A 26,904-nucleotide genomic window follows, 5' to 3' on the forward strand; every position below is an offset into this window, starting at 1 on the left:
ACCGGACACGGCTCAAGGCTGTGGCGGCGTTGAACGGCACGGCCCCTCAGGGGACTTCACGTCGCGACTCCGGCTCGGGGCCCGGTGGGCGAGCGCTCCGTGGGCCGCATTCCCGTTCCTCCGTCAAACTTTCAACTCGTTGATGACAAAGTATGGACGTGCTCGGAAGAAGTCCCCTACGGTGACGGCGGCGCGACCGCAGGAGCACTGCCTTTCCGCACCCCCGCGTCTCCGCATATCCGTACAGCTCGACCGGAGTACGATCCGGCGGCCTCCGGTCCCGACCTGGAGGACCAATGCACTCACGGTTGTTCTCACGTGCCCGAAGACGGCTCACCACCCTGCTCGTCGGCAGCTTCCTCGCCGGGGGCGTGTGGGCAGCGCCCCCGTCAGTCGCGGCTGCCGCTGCCGACGACATCCCGCCCCAGGAACCGGGTGTCACCCTGCGGGTCTTCGACACCCAGTCCCCGCTGAGCAGGCTCTGCACCCTCAAGCCCGGCCAGACACCCAACCACGACCAGCTGATGCCCACCGTGGACTGGTCCACGACCGACGACTTCGGGGGCTTCACCGACAACTTCTCGGCCGAGGCGACCGGTTACCTGGTCGTCCCCACCGACGGGACGTACGCCTTCCGCCTCACCAGTGACGACGGCTCGCGGCTCACCGTCGACGGCCAGGAGGTCATCGACCACGACGGGCTGCACGGGGCCGAGCCGAAGGACGGATCGGTCCATCTCACCGCCGGATCACACCCGTTCCGCGTCGACTACTTCGAGCGGGGCGGCGAGCAGCAGCTCACGCTCGCGTGGCGGCCGCCGGGCGCGGGAGACTTCAGCGTGGTGCCGCGCGAGGCGCTGAGCACCGACGCCGGCGTCGTCCGGGTCACCGCGCCGGGGCGCAAGGAGTGCGCGGCGGGCGCGGACAGCCCCGGTGACGGCCTGCCGCTCACCGGAGTACGCCCCGATCTCACGCTCACGGATCTCCGTCCGGACGGCTTCGAGCCGCAGGTCACCGGCATGGACTGGCTGCCCGGCGGACGGCTGGCGATCACCACGTGGGGCGGTTCGGAGAACACGGCCGGCGAGGTGTACCTCCTCGACCACGTCACCGGCGACACCAGCCGCGACAAGGTAACGGTGCGGAAGATCGCGACCGGGCTGCGCGAGCCGATGGGCATCAAGCACGTCGACGGGTCCCTGTACGTCTCGCAGAAACACGAGCTGACCCAACTCGTCGACGCCGACGGCGACTTCGTCACCGACGAGTACCGAACCGTCGCCACCTGGCCGTACGGCGGGAACTTCCACGAGTTCGCCTTCGGACTGCTCTACCGGGACGGCTACTTCTACGTGAACCTGTCCGTCGCCATCGACTACGGAGGAGCCACCACCACTCCGCAGCCGGCACCGGGCCGCGGCACCACGTACAAGGTCAGCAGGAAGACGGGGAAGATCCATCCGGTCGCGGGGGGCCTGCGCACCCCCAACGGGATCGGCTGGGGCCCCGGCGGTGACATCTTCACCACCGACAACCAGGGCGGCTGGCTGCCGGCGTCGAAGCTCGTCCACATCAAGCAGGACCGCTTCTTCAACCACTACACCGAGCCGCCGGGCCCGTTCGACGACCGTCCCGTGACCCGGCCGGTGCTGTGGCTGCCCCAGAACGAGATAGCCAACTCGCCCAGCACACCTCTGCAGTTGACGGAGGGCCGCTTCGCCGGCCAGATGCTCATCGGCGACGTCACCTACGGCGGACTCCAGCGCGCCTACCTGGAGAAGGTGAAGGGCCAGTACCAGGGCGCCGTGTTCCGCTACACGCAAGGACTCGAAGCCGGCGTGAACCGGATCACCATGGGCCCCGACGGAGCGATCTACGCGGGCGGCCTGGGCGCCGACGGCAACTGGGGCCAGGAGGGCAAGCTGAAGTTCGGCCTCCAGAAGCTCGCGCCGAACGGCGGCAACACCTTCGACATCAAGGAGATGCGCGCCGTTCCGGGCGGCTTCGACCTGGAGTACACCCAGCCGCTGTCGCAGGCCACCGCCGAGAAGCTGGCCTCCCGCTACCAGGCCGAGCAGTGGCGCTACACCCCGACATCCGACTACGGCGGCCCGAAGATCGCAGAGGAGCGGCTCGCCGTCCGCTCGGCGACGCTCGCCGACGACGGCCACACGGTCCGGCTGCGCCTCGACGGTCTCAAGCCCGACCGCGTCGTGCACGTCCGCTCCCCGCGCCCCTTCGCGTCAGCGTCCGGCGAGACGCTGTGGAGCACGGAGGCCTGGTACACGCTCAACGCACTGCCGGGCGAGCAGCCGGCGCCCGCCACGCTGTACGAAGCCGAGGAGGCACACCTGAGCGGCACGGCCGGCATCAACACCGACCATTCCGGCTACTCCGGCAGCGGCTTCGTCGACCGCTTCAGCACGGAGGGCAAGGTCTCCACGACCTTCGACGTGACGGTCCCCGAAGCGGGCGACTACGACGTGAACCTGCGCTACTCCAACGGCCCCCACCCCTTCCAGGGCACCAAGTCCCTCTCGCTGTACGCCAACGGGGAGAAGCTGCGGCAGACGGAACTCGCCTCGACCGGCGACTGGGACACCTGGTCGACGCGGACCGAACGCGTCACCCTCCGCGCGGGACGCAACACCGTCGCCTACCGCTACGACACCGGCGACACGGGCCATGTCAACCTCGACCTGATCACCGTGCGCCCGCACGGTGTGCCGGTCACCCTCTTCGACGGCACCGCCGCCTCCCTGACGCAGTGGCAGCACACGGACGGACGGCCCGCCGCATGGCCGCTCTCCGCCGAGGAGTCGATGGAGGTGTGCTGCGGTGACATCCGCACCAAGGACGCCTACCGGGACTTCACGCTCCATGTGGAGTTCCGCGTCCCGCTGCTGCCCGACGACGTCACCGGCCAGGACCGCGGCAACAGCGGAATCTATCTCCAGGACCGCTACGAGCTGCAGATCCTCGACTCGTACGGCGACACCACCCCCGACACGAACGAGGCCGGGGCCATCTACCAGAAGAAGGCTCCGGACGTGAACGCGGCGACGGCACCGGAGACCTGGCAGACGTACGACATCACGTTCCGCGCGGCACGCTTCGACGACAGCGGCCGCAAGACCGCCGACGCACGGGTGACGGTGGTGTGGAACGGCGAGAAGGTCCACGACGACATCGCGATCGACGGGCCGACCGGCGGCGGGGCACCGGAGGGCCCCGCCCTCGGGCCGGTCCGTCTGCAGGACCACGGGAACACGGTGCGGTTCCGCGATGTACGGGTGGAACCGCTGGGCTGAGGTGCCCGGACCCACCCCGGGAAACAGAGTTGACCAGCACCGTCCGGACGGCCCGCCCCCGTGCCGGCGGCCCCCGTGTCAGCCGTCGAGGGAGGTCATCACATGCTTGATGCGCGTGTAGTCGTCGAAGCCGTACGCCGACAGGTCCTTGCCGTAGCCGGACTTCTTGAAGCCGCCGTGCGGCATCTCCGCGACCAGCGGGATGTGGGTGTTGATCCAGACGCAGCCGAAGTCGAGGTTCCTCGACATCCGCATGGCCCGCGCGTGGTCCTTCGTCCACACCGAGGAGGCCAGCGCGTACTCGACACCGTTCGCGTACTCCAGCGCCTGCGCCTCGTCGCTGAACGACTGGACGGTGATGACCGGGCCGAAGACCTCGTTCTGGATGATCTCGTCGTCCTGCCTCAGGCCCGAGACGACGGTCGGGGCGTAGAAGAAGCCCCTCTCACCGACCCGGTGGCCGCCCGTCTCGATCCGGGCGTGCGCGGGGAGGCGCTCGATGAAGCCGGACACCTGCTTGAGCTGGTCCGGGTTGTTCAGCGGCCCGTAGAGGACGTCCTCGTCGTCCGGGGCGCCGGTCCTGGTGTCCGCGGCCGCCCGGGCGAGGGCGGCGACGAACTCGTCGTGCACGGACCGGTGGACGAGGACGCGGGTGGCGGCGGTGCAGTCCTGCCCGGCGTTGAAGAAGCCCGCCGCCGTGATGCCCTCGACGGCCCGGGCGATGTCGGCGTCCTCGAAGACGACGACCGGGGCCTTGCCGCCCAGCTCCAGGTGCACGCGCTTGACGTCCTTGGACGCCGACTCGGCGACCGACATGCCCGCGCGTACGGAACCGGTGATGGAGACCATCGCCGGAACCGGGTGCTCGACCATCGCCCGGCCGGTGTCACGGTCGCCGCAGATGACGTTGAAGACGCCTGCGGGCAGGATCCCGCCGAGGATCTCGGCGATCAGAACGGTGGAGGCGGGCGTGGTGTCGGAGGGCTTCAGCACGACCGTGTTGCCCGCCGCGAGCGCCGGGGCGAACTTCCACACGGCCATCATCATCGGGTAGTTCCACGGTGCGACCTGCGCGCAGACACCGACCGGCTCACGGCGGACGAAGGAGGTCATGCCCTCCATGTACTCGCCGGCCGACCGGCCTTCGAGCATGCGTGCCGCGCCCGCGAAGAAGCGGATCTGGTCCACCATCGGGGGGATTTCCTCGGTTCGCGTCAGGCCGGTCGGCTTGCCGGTGTTCTCCACCTCCGCGGCGATGAGCTCCTCGGCCCGGTCCTCGAACGCGTCCGCGATCCTCAGGAGGTACTTCTGCCGTTCGGCGGGGGTCCGGTCGCGCCAGGCCGGGAAGGCCGCCGCGGCGGCGGCCATCGCCGCGTCGACGTCCGCCGGCCCGGACAGCGGCGCGGTGGCGTACGCCTCGCCGGTGGCGGGGTTGACCACCGCGGTGGTCCGTCCGTCGGCGGCATCGCGGGGCTCACCGTCGATGTGGTTGCGCAGGGTGCGGAGCGTGGTCATGGTGTGTCTCCTCGGGAGGGTCGGCGGGGCGGGCGTTGCGGGTGGGCGGGGGTCAGACCTGGCTGCCGGTGTCGGACGACAGCCGCTGCGCGAGGTAGATCGGGATCACGGAGAGCAGGACGAGGACGGCGGCGACGACGTTGACCACCGGCGCCTGCTGGGGGCGGGCCATGTTGGAGAAAATCCAGACGGGCAGGGTCTGGATGCCGGGGCCGGCGGTGAAGGTGGTCACCACGATCTCGTCGAAGGAGAGCGCGAAGGCCAGCAGCCCGCCCGCGACCAGCGCGGAACGCACCAGCGGGAAGGTGACGTCGGCGAAGGCCCGGAAGCTGTGGGCCCCGAGGTCCATGGCCGCTTCCTCGTACGAGCCGGGCATGCGCCTCAGCCGGGCGATGACGTTGTTGAAGACGACCACGATGCAGAAGGTGGCGTGGCCGACGACGACGGTGAACATGCCGAGCCCGACCCCGAGCGGTTCGAGGACCGTGCGGAAGGCGGTGTTGAGCGCGACACCGGTGACGATGCCGGGCAGGGCGATCGGCAGGACGACGAGGAAGGAGACGGTCTCGCGGCCGAAGAACGCGTAGCGCTGGATGGCGAAGGCGATGAGCGTGCCCAGGACCAGGGCGATGGCGGTGGCGCCGAGCCCGGCCTTGACGGAGGTCCACACGGCTTCGCGGGCGCCGTCGCTCTCCCAGGCGGCGGACCACCAGTGGAAGGTGAGGCCGGGGGGCGGCCAGCCGGAACTGCGGTCGGGATTGAGGGAGTTGACCAGGACCAGCAGCAGCGGGATGTAGATGGCCGCGAAGCCGAGCCCGGCGGTGACGCGCAGGACGGTGCGCGCGGGGCGGGAGAGATTCATCGTGGGGCCTTCGCTGTGCGTCGTACGGTCGGAGGGTTGCGGGGTTCCGGCGGCGCGGGGACCTCAGAGGCTGCTGAGTGCTCCGGTGCGGCGCACCGCCAGCAGATAGAGCACGATGATCACCACGGGTACGGTGCCGAGGGCCGCGGCCAGCGGCAGGTTCAGGCTGATGTTGGAGTAGATGAGATTGCCGATGAGCTGGGTCTTTCCGCCGACGATCTGCACGGCGATGTAGTCGCCGAGGCTGAGTGAGAAGGTGAAGACCGAGCCGGCCGCGACGGACGGCAGGAGCACCGGCAGCACCACGGAGCGGAAGGTGCGGGCGGTGCGGGCACCGAGGTCGGCGGAGGCGTCCAGCAGGTTGGCCGGGAGCTGTTCGAGGCCGGCGTGGATCGGCAGGATCATGTACGGCAGCCACAGATACGTCAGGACCAGGATGGTCGCGGTGAGTCCGTAGCCGGGGCCTTCGAGACCGAACGGGGCCAGCGCCCAGTCCAGCAGTCCGCCGTCGGCGAGGATGAGACGCCAGGCGTACGCCTTGACCAGGTAGCTGGCCCAGAGCGGGGTGAGGATTGCGACGACCAGCAGCGGCCGCCACCCGGGCTTGGCGATGCGGGCCGTGTAGAAGGCGACGGGGAAGGCGATCAGGGCGCACAGGGCGGTGACCGCGAGGGCGACGCCGACGCTGCGCAGAGCGACCTGACGGTAGGCCTCGGTGGTGAACAGGGCGGTGAAGTTGTCCGTGTTCCAGATCTTCACCACGTTCGAGGTGAAGCTGTCCGTGGTCCAGAACGCGGACAGGAACAGCGCGGCCAGCGAGCCCAGGTAGGCCAGGACCAGCCAGGTCAGCGGCGCGGAGAGGAGCAGGGACAGCCGCAGCCGGGGGCGGCGGTGCAGGGTCCCGGCGAGCCGCCGGGCGAACCCGGCGGCAGGCACGGTGTTCGTCATCGGTCCTTGACCCTCAGCCCTTGATCCCGGTCCACGCCTGGACCCACTCGGCATACGGCACGCACTGCGTGTCCGTGCGGCCGTCGATGCACTGGGAGATGGGCGTGGTCCAGTAGTGGACGTTCTTCCAGTACGCCTCGTCGCCCGCGTGGTAGGTGGCGCAGTGGTCCTTGTCGGCGGTGAGTTCGCAGGACCGGGCATTGGACGGGGCCTCGCCGAAGTACTCGGCGACCTGGGCGTTCACCTCGGGCGAGATGATCCAGTCCATCCACTTGTAGGCGCAGTTGGGGTGCTCGGCCTTGGCGGAGAGCATCCAGGTGTCGGACCAGCCGGTGGCGCCCTCCTCGGGGAGGACCGCCTCGACGGGGGCCTTCTCGGCCTTGGCCGCGTTGACGATGACCTGCCAGGTGGTGCCGACGACGGAGTCGCCGCTCTTGAAGGCGGAGATCTCCTTGAGGTAGTCACTCCAGTACTCGCCGATGTTGGCGTTCTGCTCCTTCAGCAGGGCGACGGAGGCGTCGAACTGCTTCCGGTCGAGCGCGTACGGGTTCTTGATGCCGAGGTCGGGCTGGGTCGCCATCAGGTAGAGAGCGGCGTCCGCGATGTAGATCGGGGAGTCGTACGCGGTGACCTTGCCCTTGTACTCCGAGCCCTTGTCGAAGACCGCGGACCAGGAGGTGGGGGCCGGCTTGACCTTCTCCGTGTTGTACATGAGGAGGTTGGCGCCGCGGCCGTGCGGGACGCCGTACGCGACATCGTTGACGGTGTTCCAGTCCTTGTTCTTCAGCCCCTCGAAGACATCGGCGTAGTTGGGGGTCAGGTCCGTGTTGACGGGCGCCGCGTCCCCGGAGGCTATGAGCCGCAGCGAGGCGTCGCCCGAGGCGGACACGGCGTCGTACTGGCCGGTCTTCATCAGGCTGACCATCTCGTCGGAGGAGGCCGCGGTCTTGGTGTTGACCTGGCATCCGGTCTCCTTCTCGAAGTCGGAGACCCAGTCGACGTCCGGGTTGTTGGTGCCGTCCTCGACATAGCCGGCCCAGGCGATGAGGTTGACCTCGCCCTCGGTCGTGCCGAGCTTCTCCTGGGCCTTGAGGTCCGGCGGGTTCAGACCGGAGGCGTCGGAGCCGGAGCCGTTCGACGAGCCGCAGGCGGTGGCGAGCAGCAGCACACCGACCGCGGTGGCTGCCTTGAGCGAAGGGGACATGCGCACGGGAATCTCCAGGGGAAGGCGTGAAGGGGACAGCACGGGCCGGGGCCGGCACAGGCAGGGGACGGGCGGGGGCGATGCGGGCACAGCGCCGGCACGGGCACGGTCAGCGCGGGTGCAGCGCGGTGGGGCTACCGGGTGCGGAGGGGCTGCCGATCGGCCGGGACCGCTTCCGGGGGCACGTCCGGGGGCACGTCCGGAACACGGAAGTTGTGGCGGTGGTGCCACTGGAGCCTGACCCGGGAGCCGCGGTAGGCGGCGACGTCCTCGGAGGAGGTCTCCAGGTTCTGCTGGAGGGCGGTGAGCCGCCCGCCGGCGTCGAGGTCGACCAGGAGACGGGTCGCGTCCCCCAGGTAGACGACCTCGGCGACCGTGCCGGCGGCGGTGGAGCAGTCCGGATCGCCGGCGTTCCCGGAGTCCCGCACCACCCGGATCTTCTCCGGACGGACGCTGTAGGTGCCGGCCTTGCCCACCACCCGCTCGGCGGCCTCGCCGGTGAGCAGGTTGGAGGTGCCGACGAAGCCCGCGACAAAGGGGGTGGCGGGCCGTTCGTAGATGTCGGCCGGGGTACCGATCTGTTCGATGCGGCCCTGGTTGAACACCGCGATCCGGTCGCTCATCGTCAGCGCTTCCTCCTGGTCGTGCGTGACGAAGACGAAGGTGATGCCGACCTCGCGCTGGATCGCTTTCAGCTCGATCTGCATCTGTTCGCGCAGCTTCAGGTCGAGGGCGCCGAGCGGCTCGTCGAGCAGCAGCACCTTGGGCCGGCCGACCAGGGCGCGGGCGAGTGCCACGCGCTGCCGCTGCCCCCCGGAGAGCTGGGACGGGCGGCGCGCGCCGAAGCCCTCGAGCCGTACGCCCGCCAGCGCCTCCCGGGCCTGCGCCAGCCGCTGGGCCCTGGGCACTCCGCGGATCTTGAGACTGTAGGCGACGTTCTGTTCCAGGGTCATGTGCGGAAAGAGCGCGTAGTCCTGGAACACGGTGTGCACATCGCGTTCGAAGGGTGCCAGGCGGGTGACATCGGCACCCGCGAGTTCAATGGTGCCGCCCGTGGGCGCCTCGAAGCCGGCGATCATCCGGAGGACCGTGGTCTTGCCCGAGCCGGAGGGCCCCAGCATCGAGAAGAACTCGCCGTTCGCTATCTCCAGATCGACTCCTGCCACGGCCTCCGTCCGGCCGAACGCCTTGCGCAGGCCCTGGAGCCGGATCGCCATTCCCTCCATGAGCGGGAACCTTTCTGATGCCGTCGAATGCAGGGCGTAAACATATGAAGTCATAGTTCAAATTTCAAGACCCCGGTAAGGTAACGGCTGAGCCAAACAAGCAAGGTGGTGGCCATGAACCGCGACAAACCGGGCATCCGGCAGGCCGTGTTCACGCCCGTCGACACCCAGGCCCGGGTGGAGGCCGTCGTGCGCAGGCTGGGTGACGCCATAGACCTCGGTTTGCTGGCGGACGGGGAGCAGCTGCCCGGTGAGACCGAGCTCGCGGCCCAGCTCGGCGTCTCGACCGTGACCTTGCGGGAAGCCCTGATGTCCCTGCGCCAGCAGGGTCTGGTCACCACCCGCAGGGGCCGCGGCGGAGGCAGCTTCGTCACCGTGCCCGACGGGCCCGCGGAGGACCGGCTGCGCGCCCGCCTCTCCGACTGGAGCACCGAGGAACTCCGCGACCTCTCCGACCACTGGGCGGCCGTCTCGGGTGCCGCCGCCCGGCTCGCCGCCCAGCGCACGGAACCCGAGGACCTGGAGCAGCTGAACCGGTCCCTGGAAGAGCTGACGCGCGCGGAGGACACCGCGGCGCGCAGCCGGATCTACGGACGCTTCCACGTCGAACTGGCCGCGGCCGCCCAGTCCGCCCGGCTGACCAGGGCGGAGGTCACCCTCCAGACCGAGGTGGGAGCACTGATGCGCCTCGTCCTCGGCGAGGACGGATACCTCGGGGACGTCCTGGATCGTCACCGCGCCGTAATCTCCGCAGTGCATGATGGCGAGGAGCATCGCGCCAGGGATCTGGCCGAACAGTGCGTGCGGACCTCCATGACGCGCCTGATCGAACTCCGCCTCGGTTCGGCCCGCGGAGCGCGCGGCCCCCGCCCGAAGGAGGACCTCCATGGGGAGCGAGCCCCGTCCCGTACCCGCATCGGCGGCGGTTCTTGACGAGTGCACGGTCGCCGATGCGGCCGCCCGGGTCCGTGACGTGCTCGAAGGAGTCTTCGACGCCGTGATCCGGACGGGGGCGGACGCGGAAGCGGTGCTCACCGCGGCCGGCACGGACGGCCGCCGCCCCGTCTCGGCCGATCTCGCGGCGCTCCGCCCCGGCCTGCACGCCCGGCTCAGCCGGTACGACCTGATCTCGGGGGTCGGCTTCGTGGCGGCGCCCGGGCTGCTCGGCGATGTACCGGCGTGCCTGGAGTGGTGGCAGACCACCGCGGACGGGGCCCTCCGGCCGCTCCTGCTGAACCTGGACCCGGAGCACTCGGCGTACTACGACTACACCCACTGGGACTGGTTCACACTGCCCCGCGACACCGGGCAGCGGGCGGTCGCGGGGCCCTACGTGGACTATCTCTGCTCGGACGAGTACAGCCTGACCCTCTCCGCACCGGTGACCGTCGGGGGCCGCTTCACGGGGGTGGCCGCGGCCGACGTCTATCTGCGGCATTTCGAAGCGGGCGTCGTCCCGCTCCTCCAGTGCCTGCCGGAACCCGCCCGCCTGGTCAACGTGCGCGGCCGCGTCGCCGCTTCCACCGACCCCCGCCACCTGGCCGGATCGCTCAGCAGGGGCCCTAACTACGCGGCGGTGCTGGCCGGTCCGGCGGACGGCGTCGAGCACGGCGGGCTGCACCTGCGCCCCTGCGACGGTGTCCCGCTGATCCTGGTGACAGCGGCCCCCCGTCCCCGGGCGGAACGCCCGTAGCCTGTGCGACCGCTCTCCGTGATCCGCAACTCCGCACTCCGGGCAGCCGGGGAGATTCACTTCCATCTCGGCGCCGCCCTCCAGCGGTGACCCTGTGTGTCTCGTCGTACAGCGCCGGAGTGCCGGCCAGAGGTGATCCGCGCTCGGCTGCGCTGGTCACGACGATGCGGGAGTCGCCGCGCGGGCCCGGGACCCAGAAGGCCGCCGGGGTGTGGTGGGCCGGCGCCTCCGCGTCGTGAACACCCGATCAGTCGTGCGGGGCCTGCCCGCTCACCCGGTGGTCCGCGTGACTGAGCGCCTCCACGACCAGGCGCCGCAAATGCCCGTCGCTGAGGCGGTAGTGGATGTGCCGCCCTTCCCTGCGGGTGTCCACGAGCCCGGCGAGCCGCAGCTTGGCCAGATGCTGGCTGACCGCCGTGCGCGACGCGTCGCACCGCTCGGCGAGTGAGCCGACGTCCGCCTCACCCTGCGCGAGCAGCCACAGCAGATGCAGGCGGGTGGCGTCCGAGAGCATCGCGAACACCCCGGCCGCCTCGGCGAGCCGCGCACTGTCGAAAGCCCCCAGATGCGCACCGGCCGCAGGTGACATGGCTTGGCGCTCGGACAGCCCCGGGTTCGGCCGGGGACCGCAGAGGGCGCCGTCCGGCAGCCGGATCACACCGGCCGCCTGCTCCTCCCCCGCACGCGCGCGGCCGTTCGGAGGAGGGACGCACGCCCCGTCGGCGTCCCTGCCCAGCGAAGCAACCGCTCCTCTCCCCCACGACGACTCCGCGGTCGGGCGTGGCGACGTCGCATGGCATCCGCCACAACGCGTTCCGCCCCGTCCGTGCGGCGTTTCCCCGCCCCCCTTCTGTTGGCCGGGCCCGGCTGCTCTCCCCTCGCCCGGTCCGGCCCAGGAGAGGCACGTCCAGGAGCACCCCGGCCCACCGCACCTCGCCCCGGCAGTCCGTGACCGCCCCGCCACCGGCTTCCTCCGCCTCGGCAGCGTCGGACTCAAGCGCCTGCACGCATGGTCCTCGTCACGCCGGACGGCGCCTCAGGCCCAGCCGTGGGCCTGCTGGGTGCGGCGCGCGAGGGTGTCGATGACGACCGCGCCGAGCAGCACCACACCGGTGATCATGAACTGGACGGCCGACGCGATGCCCAGCAGCGCCATACCGGAGGCGACCGACTGGATCACCAGGATGCCCAGGAGCGCCGACCAGGTGCGGCCCCGGCCGCCGAAGAGGCTGGTGCCGCCGATGACGGCCGCGGCGATGGCCTCGATCAGCAGGTTGCCGGAACCCGCCGTCGCGCTGGCCGAGCTGACCCGGGAGGCCAGGAACAGGCCCCCGATCGCGGCCATCGTGCTGGAGATCATGAAGACGGACACGCGCACCGACGTCACGGCGATACCGGCGCGCCGGGCCGGCTCGATGTTGCCGCCGAGGGCGACGATCCTGCGGCCATAGGGAGTACGGCGCAGCAGCACATCGAGGCAGACCAGGAAGACCAGGAAGACCAGCAGGGCGAGGGGCAGGCCCAGGAACTGGTTGAGTGTCCAGCCGGCGGTGAAGGAGACGGCGGCGAGGGCCAGGGTGCGCAACACGATCTCGGGCAGGCCCCGGACCGGCAGGGCGCCGGCGGCTCTGCGGCGCCGCGCGGTCCGGTAGGACAACAGGAAGTAGGCGAGCGTGCCCAGCGCCGCCAGGGCGTAGGCGACGGCGACGTCGTGGAAGTAGAAGTGGGTGAGCCTGACGACCGGGCCGTTCTCGTCCAGGAGGATGGTGCCCTGCCCGGCGAAGATGTACAGCGTCAGACCGTTCCAGCCCAGCAGTCCCGCGAGCGTGACGACGAAGGACGGGACGCCGACTCTGGCGACGAAGAAGCCGTGGACGGCGCCGACCGCCGCGCCGACGGCGAGCGCGAGGAGAACGGCGGCCGCCTCCGGAACGCCGTGCCGCACGTTGAGCGCGGCGAACAGGGCCGCGGACAGGGCACCGACCGAGGCGACCGAGAGGTCGATCTCGGCCAGGAGCAGTACGAACACCACGCCGACGGCCACGAGGCCGGCGCCGACGATGTCGATGCTGAGGTTGGAGAGGTTGCGCGGGCTGAGGAAGTCGGGGTCCAGGATTCCGAAGACGGTCCAGATCACGGCGAGGGCGACGATGGCGGGGGCGGAGCCGAGCTGTCCTTCGCGCATCCGTCGCCGCGTGGCGTCCAGGCAGCTCTTCAGCCGGCGTCGCGCCTCCCGGCCGCGGGAGCCGGATGGCTCGGGCGGGCCGGGCGGGTCGGCCGGGTGCGGTTTCGTCGACGTCACAGTTGCCACTCCGGGGTCGCGCGCTGGATGACGGCGTTGTCCGTGGCGCCGGTGATGGAGGAGACGATCTGCTCCTGGGAGGTGGTCGGGACGTCGAAGAAACCGTTGTTGTGTCCCAGCCGCAGTACCGCCGCGCGGTCCGCGACGGCCTTGACGTCGCCGAGGTTGTGGCTGATGAGCAGGACACCGACCCCACGCTCGCGCAGTCGCTCGATGAGATCGAGGACCTGGACGGACTGCTGGACGCTCATGGCTGCGGTGGGCTCGTCCAGCAGGAGCAGCCGGGGGTCACCGAGGAGGCAGCGGCAGATCGCGATTCCCCTCCGGTGACCGGCCGACAGCGAGGCGACGGGTACCCGCAGGTCGGGAATGTGGAGGGACAAGGTGCTCAGCAGTTCCCGGGCCTGCTGCTCCATCCGCACCTCGTCCAGGAACCCCAGCCGGCTGATCTCCCGCCCGAGGAAGAGGTTCCCGATCACGTCGATGTTCTCGCACAGGGAGAGGTCCTGGTAGGCGGCGGCGATGCCCAGTTCGCGGGCGTCCGGGGGCCGGGAGATCCGGACGGTGCGGCCCTGCCATTCGATGACGCCCTCGTCGGCCGGCCCGGCACCGCTGATCACCTTGAGGAGTGTGGACTTGCCCGCGCCATTGCCACCGACCACGGCGACGACCTCTCCGGCGTGGATCTCGAGGTCGACGTCCAGCAGTGCCTGCACGGCGCCGAACCGTTTGGAGATACCGCGCAGCGCCAGCAGCACAGGAGGGGTCGGCACGTGAGATCTTCCCTTGCCTTGAGCGCCTGCGCTCCGGACACGGCCCTAGCCAAGGAGACCGGCCTCCTCGCAGGCGGAGCGGATGTCGGGGGTGCAGATCTGGTCGGTGGTGTACTTGCCGCTTCTGATCACGGTGTCGACGGTCTCGGCGGTCAGCGCGATGGGCTCGAGTACGACGGAGGGGATGTCCCGGCGGGAGCCGTTGTCGACCGTCCCGGTGGCGATGTCCTCGACGCTCTCCCCCCGCCCCAGCGCGACAGCCATCTCCGCGGCGGCATGGGCTTCGGGGGTGAAGGGTTTGTAGACGGTCATGTACTGATCGCCGGTGACGATGCGCTGCACGGCCGCGAGGTCCGCATCCTGACCGGTGATCGGAGGCAGGGGACGGACGCTGGCCGACCTCAGAGCGGCGATGGCTCCTGAGGCGAGGCCGTCGTTGGCGGCGTAGACGCCGTCGATCCGGTCGGGGCCGACGTCGGAGATGGCGGCGGTCATATCGGCGTAGGCGTTCGCGGGGTCCCAGTTGAGCACTTCGTACCGCTTGGCGATCTCCACCCGGCCCTTGAAGACCGCGAGGGCCCCTTTCTTCAGGTCGGCCGCGTTCGGGTCGGTCGGCGAGCCGTTCAGCATGACGATGCGGAGCCGGAACGCGTTCGAGCCCAGTGCCCTCAGCAGGGCCGTGGCCTGCAGCCTGCCGATCTCCTCGCCGTTGTAGGAGACGTATCCGGAGATGGGGCCCTTGGCCAGTTGGTCGTAGGCGACGACGGGCACCCCGGCCGCCGCCGCGCCGCGCACCGTGGGACGTGCCGCCCTGGAGTCGACGGAGCCGAGGATCAGCACGTCGATCCCGCTGGTCAGCAACGCCCGGAGCTGTCGCTGCTGAGCGGCGGCGTCCGGCCCGCTCGGGGAGTAACGCACCGTGCAGGCCGAGCACAGTTCGCGGACCCTGCTCTCGATCAGCGGCCGGTCGAACCGCTCCCAGCGGTCCGCCTGGTTGGCCGGGAGGAGGAGTCCGATGGTGAAGCCCCCCGTGTGGGGTGCGGCGGTGCCCCCGTTCGGCTGTCCTCCGGACTGGGCGGCCCGCCCGCAGGCCGCGGTGACCAGCACGAGTGCCGCGGCGGCCAGCGCGGCCACGGCCCGGCCCCGGTGTGGCTTCATCCCCGGCACCTCCCGGGCCGCCCGGCCCACCTCGAATCAGCGACTGGACGATATTTTCCTATTATGTATCATTCTGCCCCCGGAGTGTCTCCTCGGCCGGTCCGGTTCCCCTGGGTGGGCTCCTCCTCCAAGTCGAGCGGTTCCCGTTCCCGCGGCGGCAGGGCGATCTCGCTCCACACCTGCTTGCCGCCGCTGAGCGGCACCGAACCCCAGGACTCCGACACCGCTTCGACCATGAGGATGCCCCTGCCACCGGTCGCCTCCCAGTCCATGCTGGCCGGCTTGACCGGCGTACGCGGTGAGGAGTCGCTGACCGCGACACGCAGCCGGTTTCCGGTCAGCGCGAGGTCCAGCCGGACCTCTCCCCGGGTGTGCACCAGAGCGTTGGTCACCAGCTCGCTGACCACCAGGAGAACGGTGTCGGCCTCGTCCACCGCGTCCCACGCGCGCAGCATCCGGGTGGTGAAGCGGCGCGCGTGTGCGGCCGCGTCGGGCAGCCGCCAGACCGCCCAGCCCGCCCGGCGCGGCCGGACCGCCATCCCGTCGTAGCGCAGCAGGAGCAGCGCCAGGTCGTCGTCGCGGCGCGCACCACCGCCGAGCAGGGCCGCCGCCATGCCCTCGGGGTCGGAGGGGTCGGCGGCCGCCAGGGATTCACCGATACGGCGCATCCCCTCCTCCGCCCCGGTCTCCGCCGACTCCACCAGGCCGTCCGTCATCAGGGCCAGGACGGAGCCGGGCGCGATGGCGGCGGTGGCCATCGGGAACGCCGCCTGAGCGTCCACGCCCAGGGGCGGGCCGCCCTCGATCTGCAGCTCCCTCGTTCCGCCTTCCGGATCGCGCAGCACGGGCGGCAGGTGCCCGGCCCGTACGATCCAGGCGTTGCCCTCCTCCATGTCCAGGGCGACATAGCAGACGGTGGCGAACAGGTCGGTCTCCATCCCGGTCAGCAGCCGGTTGGCGTGCGAGATGACCACGTCGGGGGTGTGGCCCTCCACGGCGTAGGCCCTGATCGCCGTACGCATCTGGCCCATGACGGTGGCGGCCGCGGCGCTGTGCCCCGCCACGTCCCCGATGACGAAGGCCACCTGCCGGTCCGAGAGCGGGATCACGTCGTACCAGTCGCCTCCCACCTCCAGTCCAGCGGCGGCGGGGAGGTAGCGGACGGCGGCCACGCCGCCGGGCAGGGCGGGCAGCGTGCGGGGCAGCAGACTGCGCTGAAGCACCGTGACCAGCTCACGCTCGGCGTCGAACGCGCGGGCCCGCATCAGGGCCTGCCCTGCCAGGGAGGCGGTGGCGGTCAGCAGGGAACGCTCCTGCAGGCCGAACTCCTGTGCCTCGTTCCAGCCGATCACGCATGCGCCGAGCGTCCGGCCCTCGGCGGGCAGCGGCAGCAGCGCCAGCCCTCCGGGGCCCAGCCCCACCAGATCCAGTGGGGCGGCCGTGCCCGGCGGCCACAGGTGTACGTTCCCCTCGCGCAGGGTGCCCTCCACCGTGGGGAGGGAGCCGGAGAGGGCGTCGCGCCACTCCGCGCGCCAGGCCGACCGCCATGCCTGCGGCCAGACGCCCGGATCCCGGGGGTCGAGGACGGTGACCATCAGTCGGTCGCTCACGAGTTCGACGAGCGCCATCCGGTCGGCGCCCAGCGAATCGAGGAGGGCCCCGGCGATGTCGCGGGGGCTCGTGGTGTCGGTGAGGGCGGTGGCCAGCCGCTGGACCCTGGAGACCTCGTGGGCCCGGGGCCGCAGACGGGAGGCTTCCGCGACGACGCCGAGCAGCCGGTCCGGCCGTCCCGCCGGGTCGAGACCCAGCCGGCAGCTGAGCGACAGCCAGCGCAGTTCTCCGGTGCTCAGCCGGGTCCGGAACTCCAGGTCCCGGAGGCCGGTGGCGCGCTCGTCCGGCTCGACGAGGGACATCAGGGCCGGCAGATCGTCGGGAACGGCGCGCCAGAGCAGGGTCTCGACGCGTCCGTCGAAGTCCTCCGGCGCGATGCCGAACAGCTCGGGCAGCCGGCTGTCCGCCTCGATACGGCCGGTGTCCAGAGCCAGGGTGAAGGAACCCGGGCGAATCCGGCGCAGCACCGCACCGGCCGGGGCCGGCTCCCGTGCGCTGTCGGGGACGGGCCTGGTGTGGGGCCGGCCGTCCGCCTCCAGCCGGGTCGTGAGCTGGCCGGCGTACATCTCCAGCAGGTGGCGGCGAGTGGTGTCGAAGCCGTACGGGCCGTCGTCGACGACGAGCAGGCAGCCCAGCCGCCCGCCCTCCGCGCCCAGCGGCAAGGCCGCCGCCGACACCACCGGCGCCTCGGCGGCGGTGGCCGTCTCGCTCGTGGCCGGCCACACGGAGCGGCCGGTGCGGTAGGCATCCGCCACCGGGGAGCGGTCGTCCGGTGACAGAGTCTCGGGCAATGCGTACGGTGTACTGGTCCGGCCGAGGGTCTCGATCAGCCGCAGCCTGTCGGTACCCTCCGCGTCGCGCACGTAGACGGCCGCCATCGCCGCCCCCGCGAAACCGAACGCCGTCCCTGCGTTCTCCCTCATCCCGTCGCCTCCGAACCGGCCGGGTACGGCCGCCTCCAGAGTATGGAGAAACCGCCGCCCGTACCCTGCCGGGAAACGCGCATGCGGCGCACCACGGGCCCATCGCGCGTGTCAGCCTCCGGACGGCGCCCGAGCCGGCCCGGCTCGCGGCTGCCCTCGGGCTCGGCCGGTGAGAGCCTCATCTCTCCAGCACCCGCGGCCGGGCTGCTGTCGGGTCTGCTGCACGCTTCGGTGACAGTGGGGTTTACCGCGCGTCGGGGGACTGTCAATCGTTCGGTGTAATTCCCGACCATGGAAGATGCGCCGACGACGAGTGACAACACGAACGAGCCCGGGGCAGCCGAAGAGACCGAGCCGGCATGAAGAACGTCAAGAAGCGGCAGAAGCGCCTGACCGGCGTGGACGAGATGGTGATCTCCCTGTCCGCGACGGGCCCGACCACCGGCGAGGTCCAGGGCCACCTGGCCGAGGTCCGCGGGGCGGAGGCTACGGGGCGGAGGTCTCCCGCCAGACGATCTCCACCATCACCGACAAGGTTCTCGACGGCATGGCCGAGTGGCGGAACCGGCCCCTGGATGCGGCTTGAGTTCCATCGGTGGTTGCGAACGCCTCATACGGAAGGTGCTGGGATGCCGAAGTACGCCCCCAACAAGATGCCGACCTCGGTGAAGAAGAGGTACTTCGACGGCCCCTGTCGGCCCCTGCACTTGATGTCGGTCTCGGCAAGGGTGTCGACGATGCCGTGTTCGCGGGTTGCGCGGACATCGTGGACGGCGCCGGGCAGGGCTGGTGAGGCCACGCCGCCGGTGTCCTACTCGCTGAACTCGGTCACGGAAAGCGCCTTGTCCACCCGAGCGGCGGCCAGGTCGTCGTGACGGATCACAAAACTCCCGTAGTAGAACTCGTCGGCCAGGGGAAAGCGGGCGAGCGACATCCATTCGCTCGTCAGCCGGTGTTTTTCCTTCTCCACATGGGAATACCATTTCGCCACCGGGATGACGATCTCGCCGGCCTTCTCACGCCCCGCGAGGGTCTGCTCCGCAATGCTCGTGATCACCTCATCGTCGACATACCCGCCGATGCAGGCGCTCGCGAGCCCTTCATCGGGCGGCCAGAGACCGTTGGCCAGAGCACAGAGTTCGTCCAGGTGCGGCACATCGGGCTCCAGGCCACGGGCCAACTGCTGCTGGAAGGGCGACAGGTCGTCCTCGTCCTCCTCCTCGTCCGTGCCGAACCAAGGGGGCAGTTCGGCGAAGAGCGTGGCGCTGGTCTCGTACTCCCTGCCGACAAAACCGGATTCGGGGAATTCTGCGACCGCGGTATCGATGCCGTCCCGTACATACACGACCCGCGCATAACTCCGCTTCATTCGCCGGTGATGTTCGGGGTGCCGGGGAGCGCGGGGGTCGTGTGCTCGGTGTGTTCGTTGGCATAGATGGCGCATGCCGCCTTCGGTGAGGTAGCGGCGGGGGAAGGCGATCCTCGTCGTGCATCTCGCTGAGCACGGCGGTGACCAGGCGTTCCCTGACGCCCGGGCCCGCACGGGACGGAAGCGTCAGCGCTTCATGAGGGCGAAGACTCCCCAGCCGAGAAACTCACGCGTGGAGCGCGCGTAGCGGGCGGGCTCGGTGGTGAGCTCCTCCCGTACCTCCGGGGCCAGTTCGTCGTCCGGGTTCCGGTCGAGCCAGCGGCGCATGGTGAGCCACTGGGCCGCGGCGTACCGGTCCCAGCTGTCCTGGTCGGCCAGCATCATCTCCACGACGTCGTACCCGAGGTCCTGGAACTGCTCGATCAGGTCCGGGAGTCGCAGGAAGTCGGCGATGGCGGTGGCGTGGCAGGCCCTGGCGGTCACCTCGTCCGGAGGGGTCCGCCGCCAGTACGGCTCGCCGATCAGCATCAGGCCTCCGGGGCGGAGGCTGCGGTCGAGCAGCTCGGTCGTTCCGGCGACGCCGTTCCCGATCCACGTGGCGCCGACACAGGCGGCCAGATCGACCGGCTGATCCGCGACATGGCCGGAGGCGTCACCGTGGACGAACTCGACCCGGTCGGCCACCCCGAGTTCGGCGGCGCGGGCCCGGGCCTGCTCGGTGAAGAGCGTGCTGATGTCCACCCCGGTGCCCGTGATCCCGTGGTCACGCGCCCAGGTGCACAGCATCTCGCCCGAGCCGCTGGCCAGGTCGAGGGCCCGTGTCCCGGGGGCGAGGTGGAGCGCTTCGCCCAGGGCGGCGAGCTTGGCCGCGGTCAGCGGGTTGTGGATCCGGTGGCTGCTCTCGCGGACGGTGAAGATACGGGGAAGGTCCATGACCAAATTCCTTTCCGTCATGCCTTGTGGTGGGAGGAGCGGTTGTCGGCGGCGCGCCGCAGGCGCGCGACGCCCTTCAGGGGCCGCTCCTGCTCGGCGCGCAGCCGCGCGTCGGTGCGGGAGGCGGCACAGGCGTTCTCGCGCGGCGGTTGGCGGTGACTGCTCCCACCCGGGAGAAGGGCAGGCGAAGGTCAGGACGAGGCCCGTGAAGTGAGGATGATCCGGGCACCGCGCACAGCGGTGGTCTCCACGGCAGTCATCAACTCACCTCCTCCGATCTCCGTAAGCGAACTGGTTTTCGCGAGCTCCGAGTGTACCGCCCGCCGTGAACGCCGGCGCCGCTCGCCCGGTTCCGGGGACGCCGGGCTGAGGGCCCCGTCGCTTCGCCGCCGTGGGTCAGCTGGCGCTGCCCGCCGCATCGGCGCGCAGGTCGAGGGTCCAGTTCTGGCCGACGAGATCGTGGCCGTAGCTGTGGTGGCGCTCCTCGTCGGCGAGGGTGAAGCCGAAGCTCTGGTAGATCCTGCGCGCCGCCGTCAGCACGTCGTTGGTCCACAGTGTCACCTGCTCGTAGCCCGCCTCACGGGCGAAGGCGAGGCACTCCTCGACCAGACGCGTGCCGAGGCGAAGCCCCCTGCCCTCCTGGGCGACGAGCAGGATCCGCAGCCTGGCCACCTCCGGCCGGTCGCTCGCGACGAGGAAGATGCAGCCCACGCGCCGGCCGTCGATCTCGGCGATCCAGCCCGCCTCACGGGCCGGATCGTGCTTGGTGCCGTAGTCGGCGATGATCTTGGCGACCAGGACCTCGAAGTCGGTGTTCCAGCCGAACTGCTGGTCGTATGCCTCGCCGTGGGCCATCACCACCCATCCCAGGTCGCCGGGACGGTCGGCACGGCGTATGACGACTTGCCTCTGATCTTGCTGAGACATGAGCTGCTCTCCTGGCCCCCGTGACCACCCCGGGGCAAATACTGAAACAGTTGTTTCAGTTAGGCTAGCCGTGTGTCCCAGGAAGCGCCAACCCCCTCCGCCCGGCAGAACGAACTGCTGGAAGCGGCCTACCAGTACGCACTCGCCCACGGCTTGGCCGACCTGTCACTGCGCCCGCTGGCCGAGGCCATCGGCTCCAGCCCACGGGTCCTGCTCTACCTCTTCGAAAGCAAGGACGGCCTGCTGCGGGCGCTGCTGGCCCGCGCCCGCGCCGACGAGCTGGCGCTCCTGGACCAGGCCCGGCAACCCGATGGCCCCGCCGGACTCGTGCCCGCCGTTGAACGGGTCTGGACGTGGCTCGCCGCGAAGGAGCACCGGCCGCTGCTGCGACTGTGGGCCGAGGCGTACACCCGCTCCCTTGTCCAGCCCGACGGGGCCTGGGCCGGGTTCGCCCGGGCGACGGTGGAGGACTGGCTCGGCGTCCTGGCCGGCTTCCAGCCGCCGGCCGAGCGCGACAGCGAGGACGGTGCCACCCGCCGCACCCTGGCCCTGGCCGTACTGCGGGGCGCCCTGCTCGACCTTCTCGCCACCGACGACGAGAAGCGGCTCACCGCCGCCGTCGAGCACCAGCTCGCCCTGCTGCACGACGGCGGCACAGGCGACTGACGGGCCGGCCCACTCGGTACGTCGGGTCGGCTCAGCCTTTTCCTCGTAGGACACCGGCGGTAGCGCCTGGCGCTATGGTGTGCCGCTGTGACTGGCTCTGTGCGGCGTCCCCTGCTGTTCCTTGATGTCGACGGTCCACTCGTCCCGTTCGGTGCGGAGCGTAGTGGCTGGTGCGGGCTCGGGTCCGGTGACGGGCGCGCTGGCGGCGCCAGTGCATAGGGCGAGCCAGGTGCGGGCGGTACGGGCAAGGACGATCCGGTCATAGAGGCAGACGGCTGGCAACCAACCGGGAGTTCGCGCGGGTGTCCGAAGCGGTCATGACAAGCGCGTGGTCGTCCACGTCCTGATGCCGTAGAGGACCCGCGCGGTGCCGCCGTCCGGGACGAACTGCGCCAGCTCGTGCGCCAGTTCTTCCGCCAGCCGCGCCTCGGTGGTCGCGCCGGACCCGATCGCGGCACCGGCGTTGCTCTGGCTCAGCAGGAAATCCGCCAGCTGCCGGCGGGTGAGCGGGACCGGGAACTCGGCCTGGTCCGACGTCACCTCGGCGAATCCGGCTGCGACAGCGGCACCGGGGTCGAAGTGGCCGTGGCGCCGCGGGTTCGGATATCCGGGGAGGTAGGTCAGCTGGAACCAGGTGGCGAAGTCCGGGATGTCTTCGATGCGGCCGAGGAAGAAGTCGCTGTAGACGGCGAGTTGGCCACCGGGCCGCAGTACGCGAGCGAGTTCGGCGAACGCGGCCGGCTGGTCGAACCAGTGGAAAGCGGCACCGACCGTGGCGAGGTCCGCCGCGGCGTCGCGCAGGGGGATCCGTTCGGCTGCGGCCACCAGGTAGTGCGCGCCCGGAAACCGCGGTGCCTCGGCCAGCATCGCCGGTGACACGTCGAAGGCGACCACCCGGTGCGCGCGGTCTCGCAGTGCCCAGGTGGAAAGTCCGCCCTGCTGTCTGTAGAGCACCACGCTGAACGGCCGCTGGATGCCGTGCCGGGAGAGCATACCCAGCGACCGCTCCCCCAGCAGATCCCGAAAGGCGACAAGTCACTGAGAATTCGAGGTAACGATCGGGCAGGGTGGTGGGATGCCTGAGTCGTCCTTGCCGGGAGGTTTCGTCAATGCCGTCGTTCGTGTCGGGGACACGGTGCGTCGTCCGGTCTCTGCTCGCACGAAGTTCGTGGGTGATCTGCTGAGGTTGTTCGAAGCCGGTGGCTGGAGCGGGGCTCCGCGGTATCTCGGTGTGGACGAGAAGGGCCGCGAAGTGCTCAGCTACCTTGATGGCCATGTGGCGTGGGAACCGCGGCAACCTGCTGCTGTGTCGTCGGACGAGAGCCTGGTGGCGGTCGCCCGGCTGGTGCGCGAGTTCCACGATCTGACGGCCGGCACCCCACTGGCTGGAGACCACGACGTTGTCCGTCACAACGACCTGTCGCCCAAGAACACGGTCTACCGGCTGGTCAGTGGCTCGCTTCGGCCGGCGGCGTTCATCGACTGGGACCTTGCGGCGCCGGGCGCCCGGATCCATGACATCGCTCATGTCTGCTGGCAGTACCTCGGACTGGGCCCTGCCGTGGCCGACGTCGGGGATGCGGCTCGGCGTATGAGGCTGATTGCCGACAGCTACGCGTTGTCGGACCGGCAACGTCTTGTGTCCACGGTCTTGTGGTGGCAGGACCGGTGCCGGCGTGGCATTGAGACCGGGGCCGATGCCGGTGACGTCGCCATGGTCCGACTTCGTGATGTCGGGGCGGCGAGGGAGGTGCAGAGGGCGTATCAGTGGGTTTCCGATCACCGGCGTGCTTTGGAACGCGCACTGCACTGAGCGTGGTGACGGTCAATCCGTGTCGCGGGGCGGCTCCCTGTACAGGTCGGTCAGTGCGATGGGGGCGGCAGCGGTCTCGTGGCCGGCCTTGTCGTAGGACCAATTGACCGAGGAGCCGTTCCTGCCGGTGATCTGCTGAGCGTCGTCGACGGCATAGGTGGTCCGCGGGGGCAGCCACTGGGACACCGCACTGAACGCCTTCGGCATCACCTTCGACGGCCGCCTCTCAGCAGCCCGCCACTAACCCAACCCCCCGATCACACCGAACGATTGACAGACCCCGTGACGGACGGCCGGCTAAGGCTTGGCGAGGAGGCGCCGGATGGCCATCGCCGCTTCTATACCGACCGGTACGTCCTCCGGCGGTTCCCCCTTTTTTGCGGGCACCGGCGGCGTGCTGGTGGGCGCGGTTGATGGTGGAGTCCGCCGGCACCGTCCACGCCATCTGCCCCACCGCATCGTCGCGGACCTGTACGTGCTCCAGGAGGCGAGCCGAGGTGCCATTGGTCTCCCAGCGGGCGAACCGCTCGCAGACGGTTTGCCACGGGCCACAGCGCTCGGGCGGGTCCCGCCAGGGTGCCCCGGTCCACGGCCGCCACAGCACCCCGTTGATCACCTGCCGGTGATCCCGCCACGGCCGTCCCCGGCCGTCCCCGGCCGTCCGCTCCTGGCGGCAGCGGCGCCATCCGCTCCCAGGCGGCATCCGTCAACTCACGTCGGCCCACCACAAGATCAATCATCGGACACGGCCGCCCGGGAGAAGGCGGCCCGCCCCCAGGGCCCCGCCGGTCAGGAGAGCAACTCGATGTAGCCGTCGGTGCCGTGGACGCGGATCCGCCGGCCGTCCTGGATCAGGTGGGTGGCCTGTTCCACGCCCACGACCGCCGGCAGGCCGTACTCCCGGGCGATGACCGCGCCATGGGTCATCAGGCCGCCCACCTCCGTCACCAGGCCCGCGATCCCGACGAACAGCGGCGACCAACTCGGGTCCGTGTAGGCCGTGACCAGGATGTCGTCCTCTTCGAGATCGGCCTGCGCCATGTCCGGAATCACGCGGGCCCGCCCTTCGACGGTCCCGGCGGAGACCGGCAGGCCCAGCAGGGCGCCGGCCGGTGCGTCGTCGCGTCGGTACGCCCCGTTGACGGCCTCACCGTCCGAGGTGAGCACCCGGGGCGGGGTCAGCGCCTGGTAGGCACGGAACGCGTCCTTGCGCTGCCGGATCAGCTCGGCGTCCGCCCGGTGCGAACGCGCGGCCTCGTGCAGTTCCTGGAAGGTGAGGTGGAAGGCGTCCTCCTTCTCGGCGAGCACGTCGGCCCGCACGAGCCGTTCGGCCTCGGCGAGCAGGGCCCGCTTGTAGACGAAGTAGCGGCTGACGATGCCGTACTTCGGGTACTCCCGGTACCCGATGAAGGTGCGCACCCGGTCGATCATCCGCTTGGTCTCGTCGGCCTTCCGCTCCCCGTCCGGCAGGGCTCGCAGGCGGGCCAGTACGTCCTGTTCCTTCCGCAGCGCCTTCTGCCGGCCTTCCTCGAAACGCCGTGCGGCGGCGCCCGGCGGGAAGTTCCGGACGTTGTCGAGGATCGCGGGCACGAGGGCGGCGGGCTGTTCCCGCCAGCGCGGTCGCGTGATGTCGATCTCGCCGACGCAGCGCATTCCGTAGCGGTCGAGATAGGCCTCGATGGCGTCGCACGCTTCGGGTCCACCCGGGAGTTTCGCCAGGTCATCGAGGAAGTCGTCGTCCTCGATGCCGTGCAGGAACGCCACCACCTCCGGATGCGGGCGGACGGCATCCGCGACGTCCATCAGCGCCAGTCCCATCTCCGAGGTGACGTTGCCGGGGGCGGACAGCGTGAGCGTGTCGGCCGCGTTCTTCTCCCCCAGCCAGTCCCGCACGTGGTCGTTGAGCCACCAGGTGGCCTCCATGCCCGCCATGATCACCTGCATGCTCAGCGGATCACCGAGGAAGCGTTTGTGGTCCTCGAAGGCCTCCAGCAGGAACTCGAACAGCTCCGGTCCGGTCTTGGTGCGGATGTCGCGCTCCAGCGCGGCGACGGACGCCTCGCTCCGCTCGACCAGTTCGGTGACGAGGGCCGGATCGGCGTCAATCGGGGCGGGGGCGCCGCCGGCCGGCGGCCCGCCGGGTCCCGCGCCGGGGAGCGACGGGACGAAGTCGCCGCGGTCGAGGAGTGTCTGCAGCGCGTCCGTGATCAGCGGGTCGCTCCGCCCCATCATGTCCAGGAGGGCGGCGCGGCTCGCGGGTGCGGCCAGGCGCGGGGTGACGTCCACGAACAGCCGCCCGCCGGCCTCCTGCATCGGGACCATGGCCGTCATCCGCCACAGTGAGAGGCCGAGGGGCTTCATGGCGTCGGTCATCATCTGCTGGTGCCCGACGGAGACGTAGACGTGGTTCTCCTGGTCGTCGGCCTCGGGGACGGGGAACAGCGTGGTGATGGGCCGGCTCTGCACGATGTGGAAGTCGTCGCCTTCCAGGCACCATTCGATGTCCTGGGGGCGGCCGAAACACGCTTCGATCCGCCGTCCGAGCTGTACGAGCCGCACGACCTGAGCATCCGTCAGCGCCGGCTGCTCCTGCCGCCGCACATCGACGGCGACGTCCCGCGTGCCGCCGGTCGGCAGTGCGTGGACGGCGCGCTGTTTGGCGACGATCGTCCTGTCGACGATCTCACCGTCCCGCACCGTGAAGACATCCGGGTTCACCAGTCCGGAGACCAAGGCCTCGCCGAGACCGAACCCGGCGTCCACGGTGGCGGTCTTCCGGTGGCCCGTGACGGGGTCGGCCGTGAACAGGATGCCGGACGCCTCCGGGAAGACCATCCGCTGCACGACCACGGCCATGCGGACGGTGCGGTGGTCGATGCCTTTCCCGATCCGGTAGGTGACGGCCCGTTCGGTGAACAGCGAGGCCCAGCACCGGCTCACGTGCTCCAGGACCGCCGCCGGCCCCACGACGTTCAGGTAGGTGTCCTGCTGGCCGGCGAAGGAGGCCGTCGGCAGGTCCTCCGCCGTCGCGCTGGAGCGGACGGCGTAGGCGGCCCGCTCGCCGAACCGGGCGAGGGCGCGGGTGATCGCCTCCGCGACCTCACCCGGGACGGCGGCTCCCTCGACGGCACGGCGGAGCCGCGCGCCGAGCGTGCGGATCGTCTCCCGGTCGTCCGGGTCGACCCGCGCCAGCTCGTCGAGCTGCTCGTCGATCGACGGCACGTACGCCACGACCCGCCGGAAGGCGTCCGTCGTCACGCAGAAGCCGGCCGGCACCCGGATCCCCTCGATCCGCGACAACTCACCCAGGTGCGCCGCCTTGCCGCCGACGACCGCGACCCGGGTCCCGGCGACCCCTCCGAGGTCCACCACGTACTGCTCGTTCATCGCGCCGCCTCCCGGGACCACCGCACCGCCGCTCCCCCACACGTCGACCACCACACGCACACGTCGCGCCCCCCAATTCCCCAGGTTGTCGGGTATCGGCCGCCGATTCTCCGCCCCGACGGGGGCCTTGTGGCAAGCCCCCCGGTGCGCTATAAGTTGAGTGTGGCAAGGAGAGTGCGCTCCTTGCCCTTCGTGTTTCTCGGGGAGTTCACGAACCAGTGGGGCGCGGCGCCGTGTCGGCTTCGTTTCCGGACCCCGACCCTGCTGAGGCAGGCCTACGTGC

The 26,904-nt window shown here is 70.6% G+C and carries 21 protein-coding genes and 3 pseudogenes; 6 read left to right on the top strand and 18 right to left on the bottom strand.

Translation table 11 applies throughout. From position 1 onward, the window contains the following. Positions 1–296 precede the first annotated feature (296 nt). Entirely contained in the window at positions 297–3,311 is a 3,015-nt protein-coding gene (locus E4N63_RS03580) for a family 16 glycoside hydrolase (protein ID WP_230239866.1), read from the top strand. A 78-nt stretch (positions 3,312–3,389) separates the two neighbouring features. Here E4N63_RS03580 and E4N63_RS03585 read toward each other — a convergent pair whose 3' ends face one another. The 5 genes from E4N63_RS03585 to E4N63_RS03605 all read right to left on the bottom strand — a co-directional run bounded on the left by E4N63_RS03585 (position 3,390) and on the right by E4N63_RS03605 (position 9,066). Beyond that, positions 3,390–4,826, bottom strand: a complete 1,437-nt coding sequence (locus E4N63_RS03585; RefSeq protein WP_125623877.1) for a gamma-aminobutyraldehyde dehydrogenase — start codon at positions 4,824–4,826, stop codon at positions 3,390–3,392. A 52-nt stretch (positions 4,827–4,878) separates the two neighbouring features. After that, positions 4,879–5,688, bottom strand: a complete 810-nt coding sequence (locus E4N63_RS03590; protein WP_230239867.1) for an ABC transporter permease — start codon at positions 5,686–5,688, stop codon at positions 4,879–4,881. A 63-nt stretch (positions 5,689–5,751) separates the two neighbouring features. After that, on the bottom strand, positions 5,752–6,636 hold the full coding sequence (locus E4N63_RS03595; RefSeq protein WP_125627017.1) for an ABC transporter permease: 885 nt from the start codon (positions 6,634–6,636) through the stop codon (positions 5,752–5,754). A 13-nt stretch (positions 6,637–6,649) separates the two neighbouring features. Next, positions 6,650–7,840 carry an ABC transporter substrate-binding protein gene (locus E4N63_RS03600; protein WP_230242337.1) on the bottom strand — a complete coding sequence of 397 codons (1,191 nt, stop codon included), beginning with the start codon at positions 7,838–7,840 and terminating at the stop codon, positions 6,650–6,652. Between the two features lie 134 nt (positions 7,841–7,974). Then, a complete protein-coding gene (locus E4N63_RS03605) occupies positions 7,975–9,066 on the bottom strand; it encodes an ABC transporter ATP-binding protein (RefSeq protein ID WP_125626842.1) in 1,092 nt (363 codons plus the stop codon). A 114-nt stretch (positions 9,067–9,180) separates the two neighbouring features. Here E4N63_RS03605 and E4N63_RS03610 point away from each other — a divergent pair, with 114 nt between their 5' ends. Both E4N63_RS03610 and E4N63_RS03615 read left to right on the top strand, forming a co-directional pair. Continuing rightward, positions 9,181–9,999: a FadR/GntR family transcriptional regulator gene (locus E4N63_RS03610; RefSeq protein WP_125626841.1), complete on the top strand. Its 819-nt coding sequence runs from the start codon at positions 9,181–9,183 to the stop codon at positions 9,997–9,999. Continuing rightward, positions 9,953–10,759, top strand: coding sequence for a cache domain-containing protein (locus tag E4N63_RS03615; RefSeq protein ID WP_230239868.1), 807 nt, complete (start codon positions 9,953–9,955; stop codon positions 10,757–10,759). The genes E4N63_RS03610 and E4N63_RS03615 overlap by 47 nt, the downstream gene beginning before the upstream one ends. A gap of 247 nt (positions 10,760–11,006) precedes the next feature. On the opposite strand, the gene E4N63_RS03620 is transcribed toward E4N63_RS03615, so the two are convergent. The 5 genes from E4N63_RS03620 to E4N63_RS03640 form a co-directional block, all read right to left on the bottom strand. Further along, positions 11,007–11,348: a metalloregulator ArsR/SmtB family transcription factor gene (locus tag E4N63_RS03620; RefSeq protein ID WP_230242339.1), complete on the bottom strand. Its 342-nt coding sequence runs from the start codon at positions 11,346–11,348 to the stop codon at positions 11,007–11,009. Positions 11,349–11,795: 447 nt separating this feature from the next. After that, a complete protein-coding gene (locus E4N63_RS03625; protein ID WP_230239869.1) occupies positions 11,796–12,944 on the bottom strand; it encodes a sugar ABC transporter permease in 1,149 nt (382 codons plus the stop codon). Between the two features lie 113 nt (positions 12,945–13,057). Further along, on the bottom strand, positions 13,058–13,834 hold the full coding sequence (locus E4N63_RS03630; RefSeq protein ID WP_125621319.1) for an ATP-binding cassette domain-containing protein: 777 nt from the start codon (positions 13,832–13,834) through the stop codon (positions 13,058–13,060). 45 nt (positions 13,835–13,879) lie between these two features. Then, positions 13,880–14,992: a sugar ABC transporter substrate-binding protein gene (locus E4N63_RS03635; RefSeq protein ID WP_230239870.1), complete on the bottom strand. Its 1,113-nt coding sequence runs from the start codon at positions 14,990–14,992 to the stop codon at positions 13,880–13,882. Positions 14,993–15,060: 68 nt separating this feature from the next. Further along, positions 15,061–17,526, bottom strand: a complete 2,466-nt coding sequence (locus tag E4N63_RS03640) for a SpoIIE family protein phosphatase (RefSeq protein ID WP_230239871.1) — start codon at positions 17,524–17,526, stop codon at positions 15,061–15,063. Between the two features lie 344 nt (positions 17,527–17,870). On the opposite strand from E4N63_RS03640, the pseudogene E4N63_RS03645 reads away from it, so the two are divergent. After that, a pseudogene (locus E4N63_RS03645) lies at positions 17,871–18,103 on the top strand (transposase); the annotation flags it as partial. 111 nt (positions 18,104–18,214) lie between these two features. On the opposite strand, the pseudogene E4N63_RS03650 reads toward E4N63_RS03645, so the two are convergent. The 4 genes and pseudogenes from E4N63_RS03650 to E4N63_RS03665 all read right to left on the bottom strand — a co-directional run. Further along, positions 18,215–18,322 (bottom strand): annotated as a pseudogene (locus E4N63_RS03650) (IS5/IS1182 family transposase); the annotation flags it as partial. Positions 18,323–18,337: 15 nt separating this feature from the next. Next, positions 18,338–18,895, bottom strand: a complete 558-nt coding sequence (locus E4N63_RS03655) for a hypothetical protein (protein ID WP_230239872.1) — start codon at positions 18,893–18,895, stop codon at positions 18,338–18,340. A 186-nt stretch (positions 18,896–19,081) separates the two neighbouring features. Continuing rightward, positions 19,082–19,828, bottom strand: a complete 747-nt coding sequence (locus tag E4N63_RS03660; protein ID WP_125621328.1) for a cyclopropane-fatty-acyl-phospholipid synthase family protein — start codon at positions 19,826–19,828, stop codon at positions 19,082–19,084. A 396-nt stretch (positions 19,829–20,224) separates the two neighbouring features. Then, entirely contained in the window at positions 20,225–20,755 is a 531-nt protein-coding gene (locus tag E4N63_RS03665; protein ID WP_125621336.1) for a GNAT family N-acetyltransferase, read from the bottom strand. A 72-nt stretch (positions 20,756–20,827) separates the two neighbouring features. Between E4N63_RS03665 and E4N63_RS03670 the strand changes: the two genes are divergently transcribed. Further along, positions 20,828–21,421 (top strand): TetR/AcrR family transcriptional regulator, encoded by a 594-nt coding sequence (locus E4N63_RS03670; RefSeq protein ID WP_125621339.1) that lies wholly within the window; start codon positions 20,828–20,830, stop codon positions 21,419–21,421. Positions 21,422–21,736: 315 nt separating this feature from the next. Here the strand turns inward: E4N63_RS03670 and E4N63_RS03675 are convergent, their stop codons facing one another. Then, positions 21,737–22,414 carry a class I SAM-dependent methyltransferase gene (locus tag E4N63_RS03675; RefSeq protein ID WP_230239873.1) on the bottom strand — a complete coding sequence of 226 codons (678 nt, stop codon included), beginning with the start codon at positions 22,412–22,414 and terminating at the stop codon, positions 21,737–21,739. Between the two features lie 82 nt (positions 22,415–22,496). On the opposite strand from E4N63_RS03675, the gene E4N63_RS03680 reads away from it, so the two are divergent. Further along, positions 22,497–23,234: a phosphotransferase gene (locus E4N63_RS03680; RefSeq protein WP_230239874.1), complete on the top strand. Its 738-nt coding sequence runs from the start codon at positions 22,497–22,499 to the stop codon at positions 23,232–23,234. A gap of 12 nt (positions 23,235–23,246) precedes the next feature. Here the strand turns inward: E4N63_RS03680 and E4N63_RS03685 are convergent, their stop codons facing one another. From E4N63_RS03685 to rph, 3 genes and pseudogenes are all read right to left on the bottom strand, one after another. Beyond that, positions 23,247–23,441, bottom strand: coding sequence for a hypothetical protein (locus tag E4N63_RS03685; protein ID WP_230239875.1), 195 nt, complete (start codon positions 23,439–23,441; stop codon positions 23,247–23,249). 151 nt (positions 23,442–23,592) lie between these two features. Next, positions 23,593–23,974 (bottom strand): annotated as a pseudogene (locus E4N63_RS03690) (transposase); the annotation flags it as partial. Positions 23,975–24,023: 49 nt separating this feature from the next. Beyond that, positions 24,024–26,621, bottom strand: a complete 2,598-nt coding sequence (rph, locus tag E4N63_RS03695) for a rifamycin-inactivating phosphotransferase (protein WP_230239876.1) — start codon at positions 26,619–26,621, stop codon at positions 24,024–24,026. Positions 26,622–26,904 lie beyond the last annotated feature (283 nt).

Source organism: Streptomyces sp. MNU89 (assembly GCF_020982505.1).
GTDB classification, from domain to species: domain Bacteria; phylum Actinomycetota; class Actinomycetes; order Streptomycetales; family Streptomycetaceae; genus Streptomyces; species Streptomyces xinghaiensis.

Excerpts from the sequence above, each read along its gene's own strand:
- E4N63_RS03675 (WP_230239873.1), bottom strand. The coding sequence starts at position 22,414 with ATGCTCTCCCGGCACGGCATCCAGCGGCCGTTCAGCGTGGTGCTCTAC.
- E4N63_RS03680 (WP_230239874.1), top strand. The coding sequence starts at position 22,497 with ATGCCTGAGTCGTCCTTGCCGGGAGGTTTCGTCAATGCCGTCGTTCGT.
- E4N63_RS03580 (WP_230239866.1), top strand. The coding sequence starts at position 297 with ATGCACTCACGGTTGTTCTCACGTGCCCGAAGACGGCTCACCACCCTG.
- rph (WP_230239876.1), bottom strand. The coding sequence starts at position 26,621 with ATGAACGAGCAGTACGTGGTGGACCTCGGAGGGGTCGCCGGGACCCGG.
- E4N63_RS03635 (WP_230239870.1), bottom strand. The coding sequence starts at position 14,992 with ATGAAGCCACACCGGGGCCGGGCCGTGGCCGCGCTGGCCGCCGCGGCA.
- E4N63_RS03685 (WP_230239875.1), bottom strand. The coding sequence starts at position 23,441 with ATGCCGAAGGCGTTCAGTGCGGTGTCCCAGTGGCTGCCCCCGCGGACC.
- E4N63_RS03595 (WP_125627017.1), bottom strand. The coding sequence starts at position 6,636 with ATGACGAACACCGTGCCTGCCGCCGGGTTCGCCCGGCGGCTCGCCGGG.
- E4N63_RS03590 (WP_230239867.1), bottom strand. The coding sequence starts at position 5,688 with ATGAATCTCTCCCGCCCCGCGCGCACCGTCCTGCGCGTCACCGCCGGG.
- E4N63_RS03665 (WP_125621336.1), bottom strand. The coding sequence starts at position 20,755 with ATGTCTCAGCAAGATCAGAGGCAAGTCGTCATACGCCGTGCCGACCGT.
- E4N63_RS03620 (WP_230242339.1), bottom strand. The coding sequence starts at position 11,348 with ATGTCACCTGCGGCCGGTGCGCATCTGGGGGCTTTCGACAGTGCGCGG.
- E4N63_RS03585 (WP_125623877.1), bottom strand. The coding sequence starts at position 4,826 with ATGACCACGCTCCGCACCCTGCGCAACCACATCGACGGTGAGCCCCGC.
- E4N63_RS03605 (WP_125626842.1), bottom strand. The coding sequence starts at position 9,066 with ATGGAGGGAATGGCGATCCGGCTCCAGGGCCTGCGCAAGGCGTTCGGC.
- E4N63_RS03660 (WP_125621328.1), bottom strand. The coding sequence starts at position 19,828 with ATGGACCTTCCCCGTATCTTCACCGTCCGCGAGAGCAGCCACCGGATC.
- E4N63_RS03600 (WP_230242337.1), bottom strand. The coding sequence starts at position 7,840 with ATGTCCCCTTCGCTCAAGGCAGCCACCGCGGTCGGTGTGCTGCTGCTC.
- E4N63_RS03655 (WP_230239872.1), bottom strand. The coding sequence starts at position 18,895 with ATGAAGCGGAGTTATGCGCGGGTCGTGTATGTACGGGACGGCATCGAT.
- E4N63_RS03625 (WP_230239869.1), bottom strand. The coding sequence starts at position 12,944 with ATGCGCGAAGGACAGCTCGGCTCCGCCCCCGCCATCGTCGCCCTCGCC.
- E4N63_RS03640 (WP_230239871.1), bottom strand. The coding sequence starts at position 17,526 with ATGAGGGAGAACGCAGGGACGGCGTTCGGTTTCGCGGGGGCGGCGATG.
- E4N63_RS03610 (WP_125626841.1), top strand. The coding sequence starts at position 9,181 with ATGAACCGCGACAAACCGGGCATCCGGCAGGCCGTGTTCACGCCCGTC.
- E4N63_RS03615 (WP_230239868.1), top strand. The coding sequence starts at position 9,953 with ATGGGGAGCGAGCCCCGTCCCGTACCCGCATCGGCGGCGGTTCTTGAC.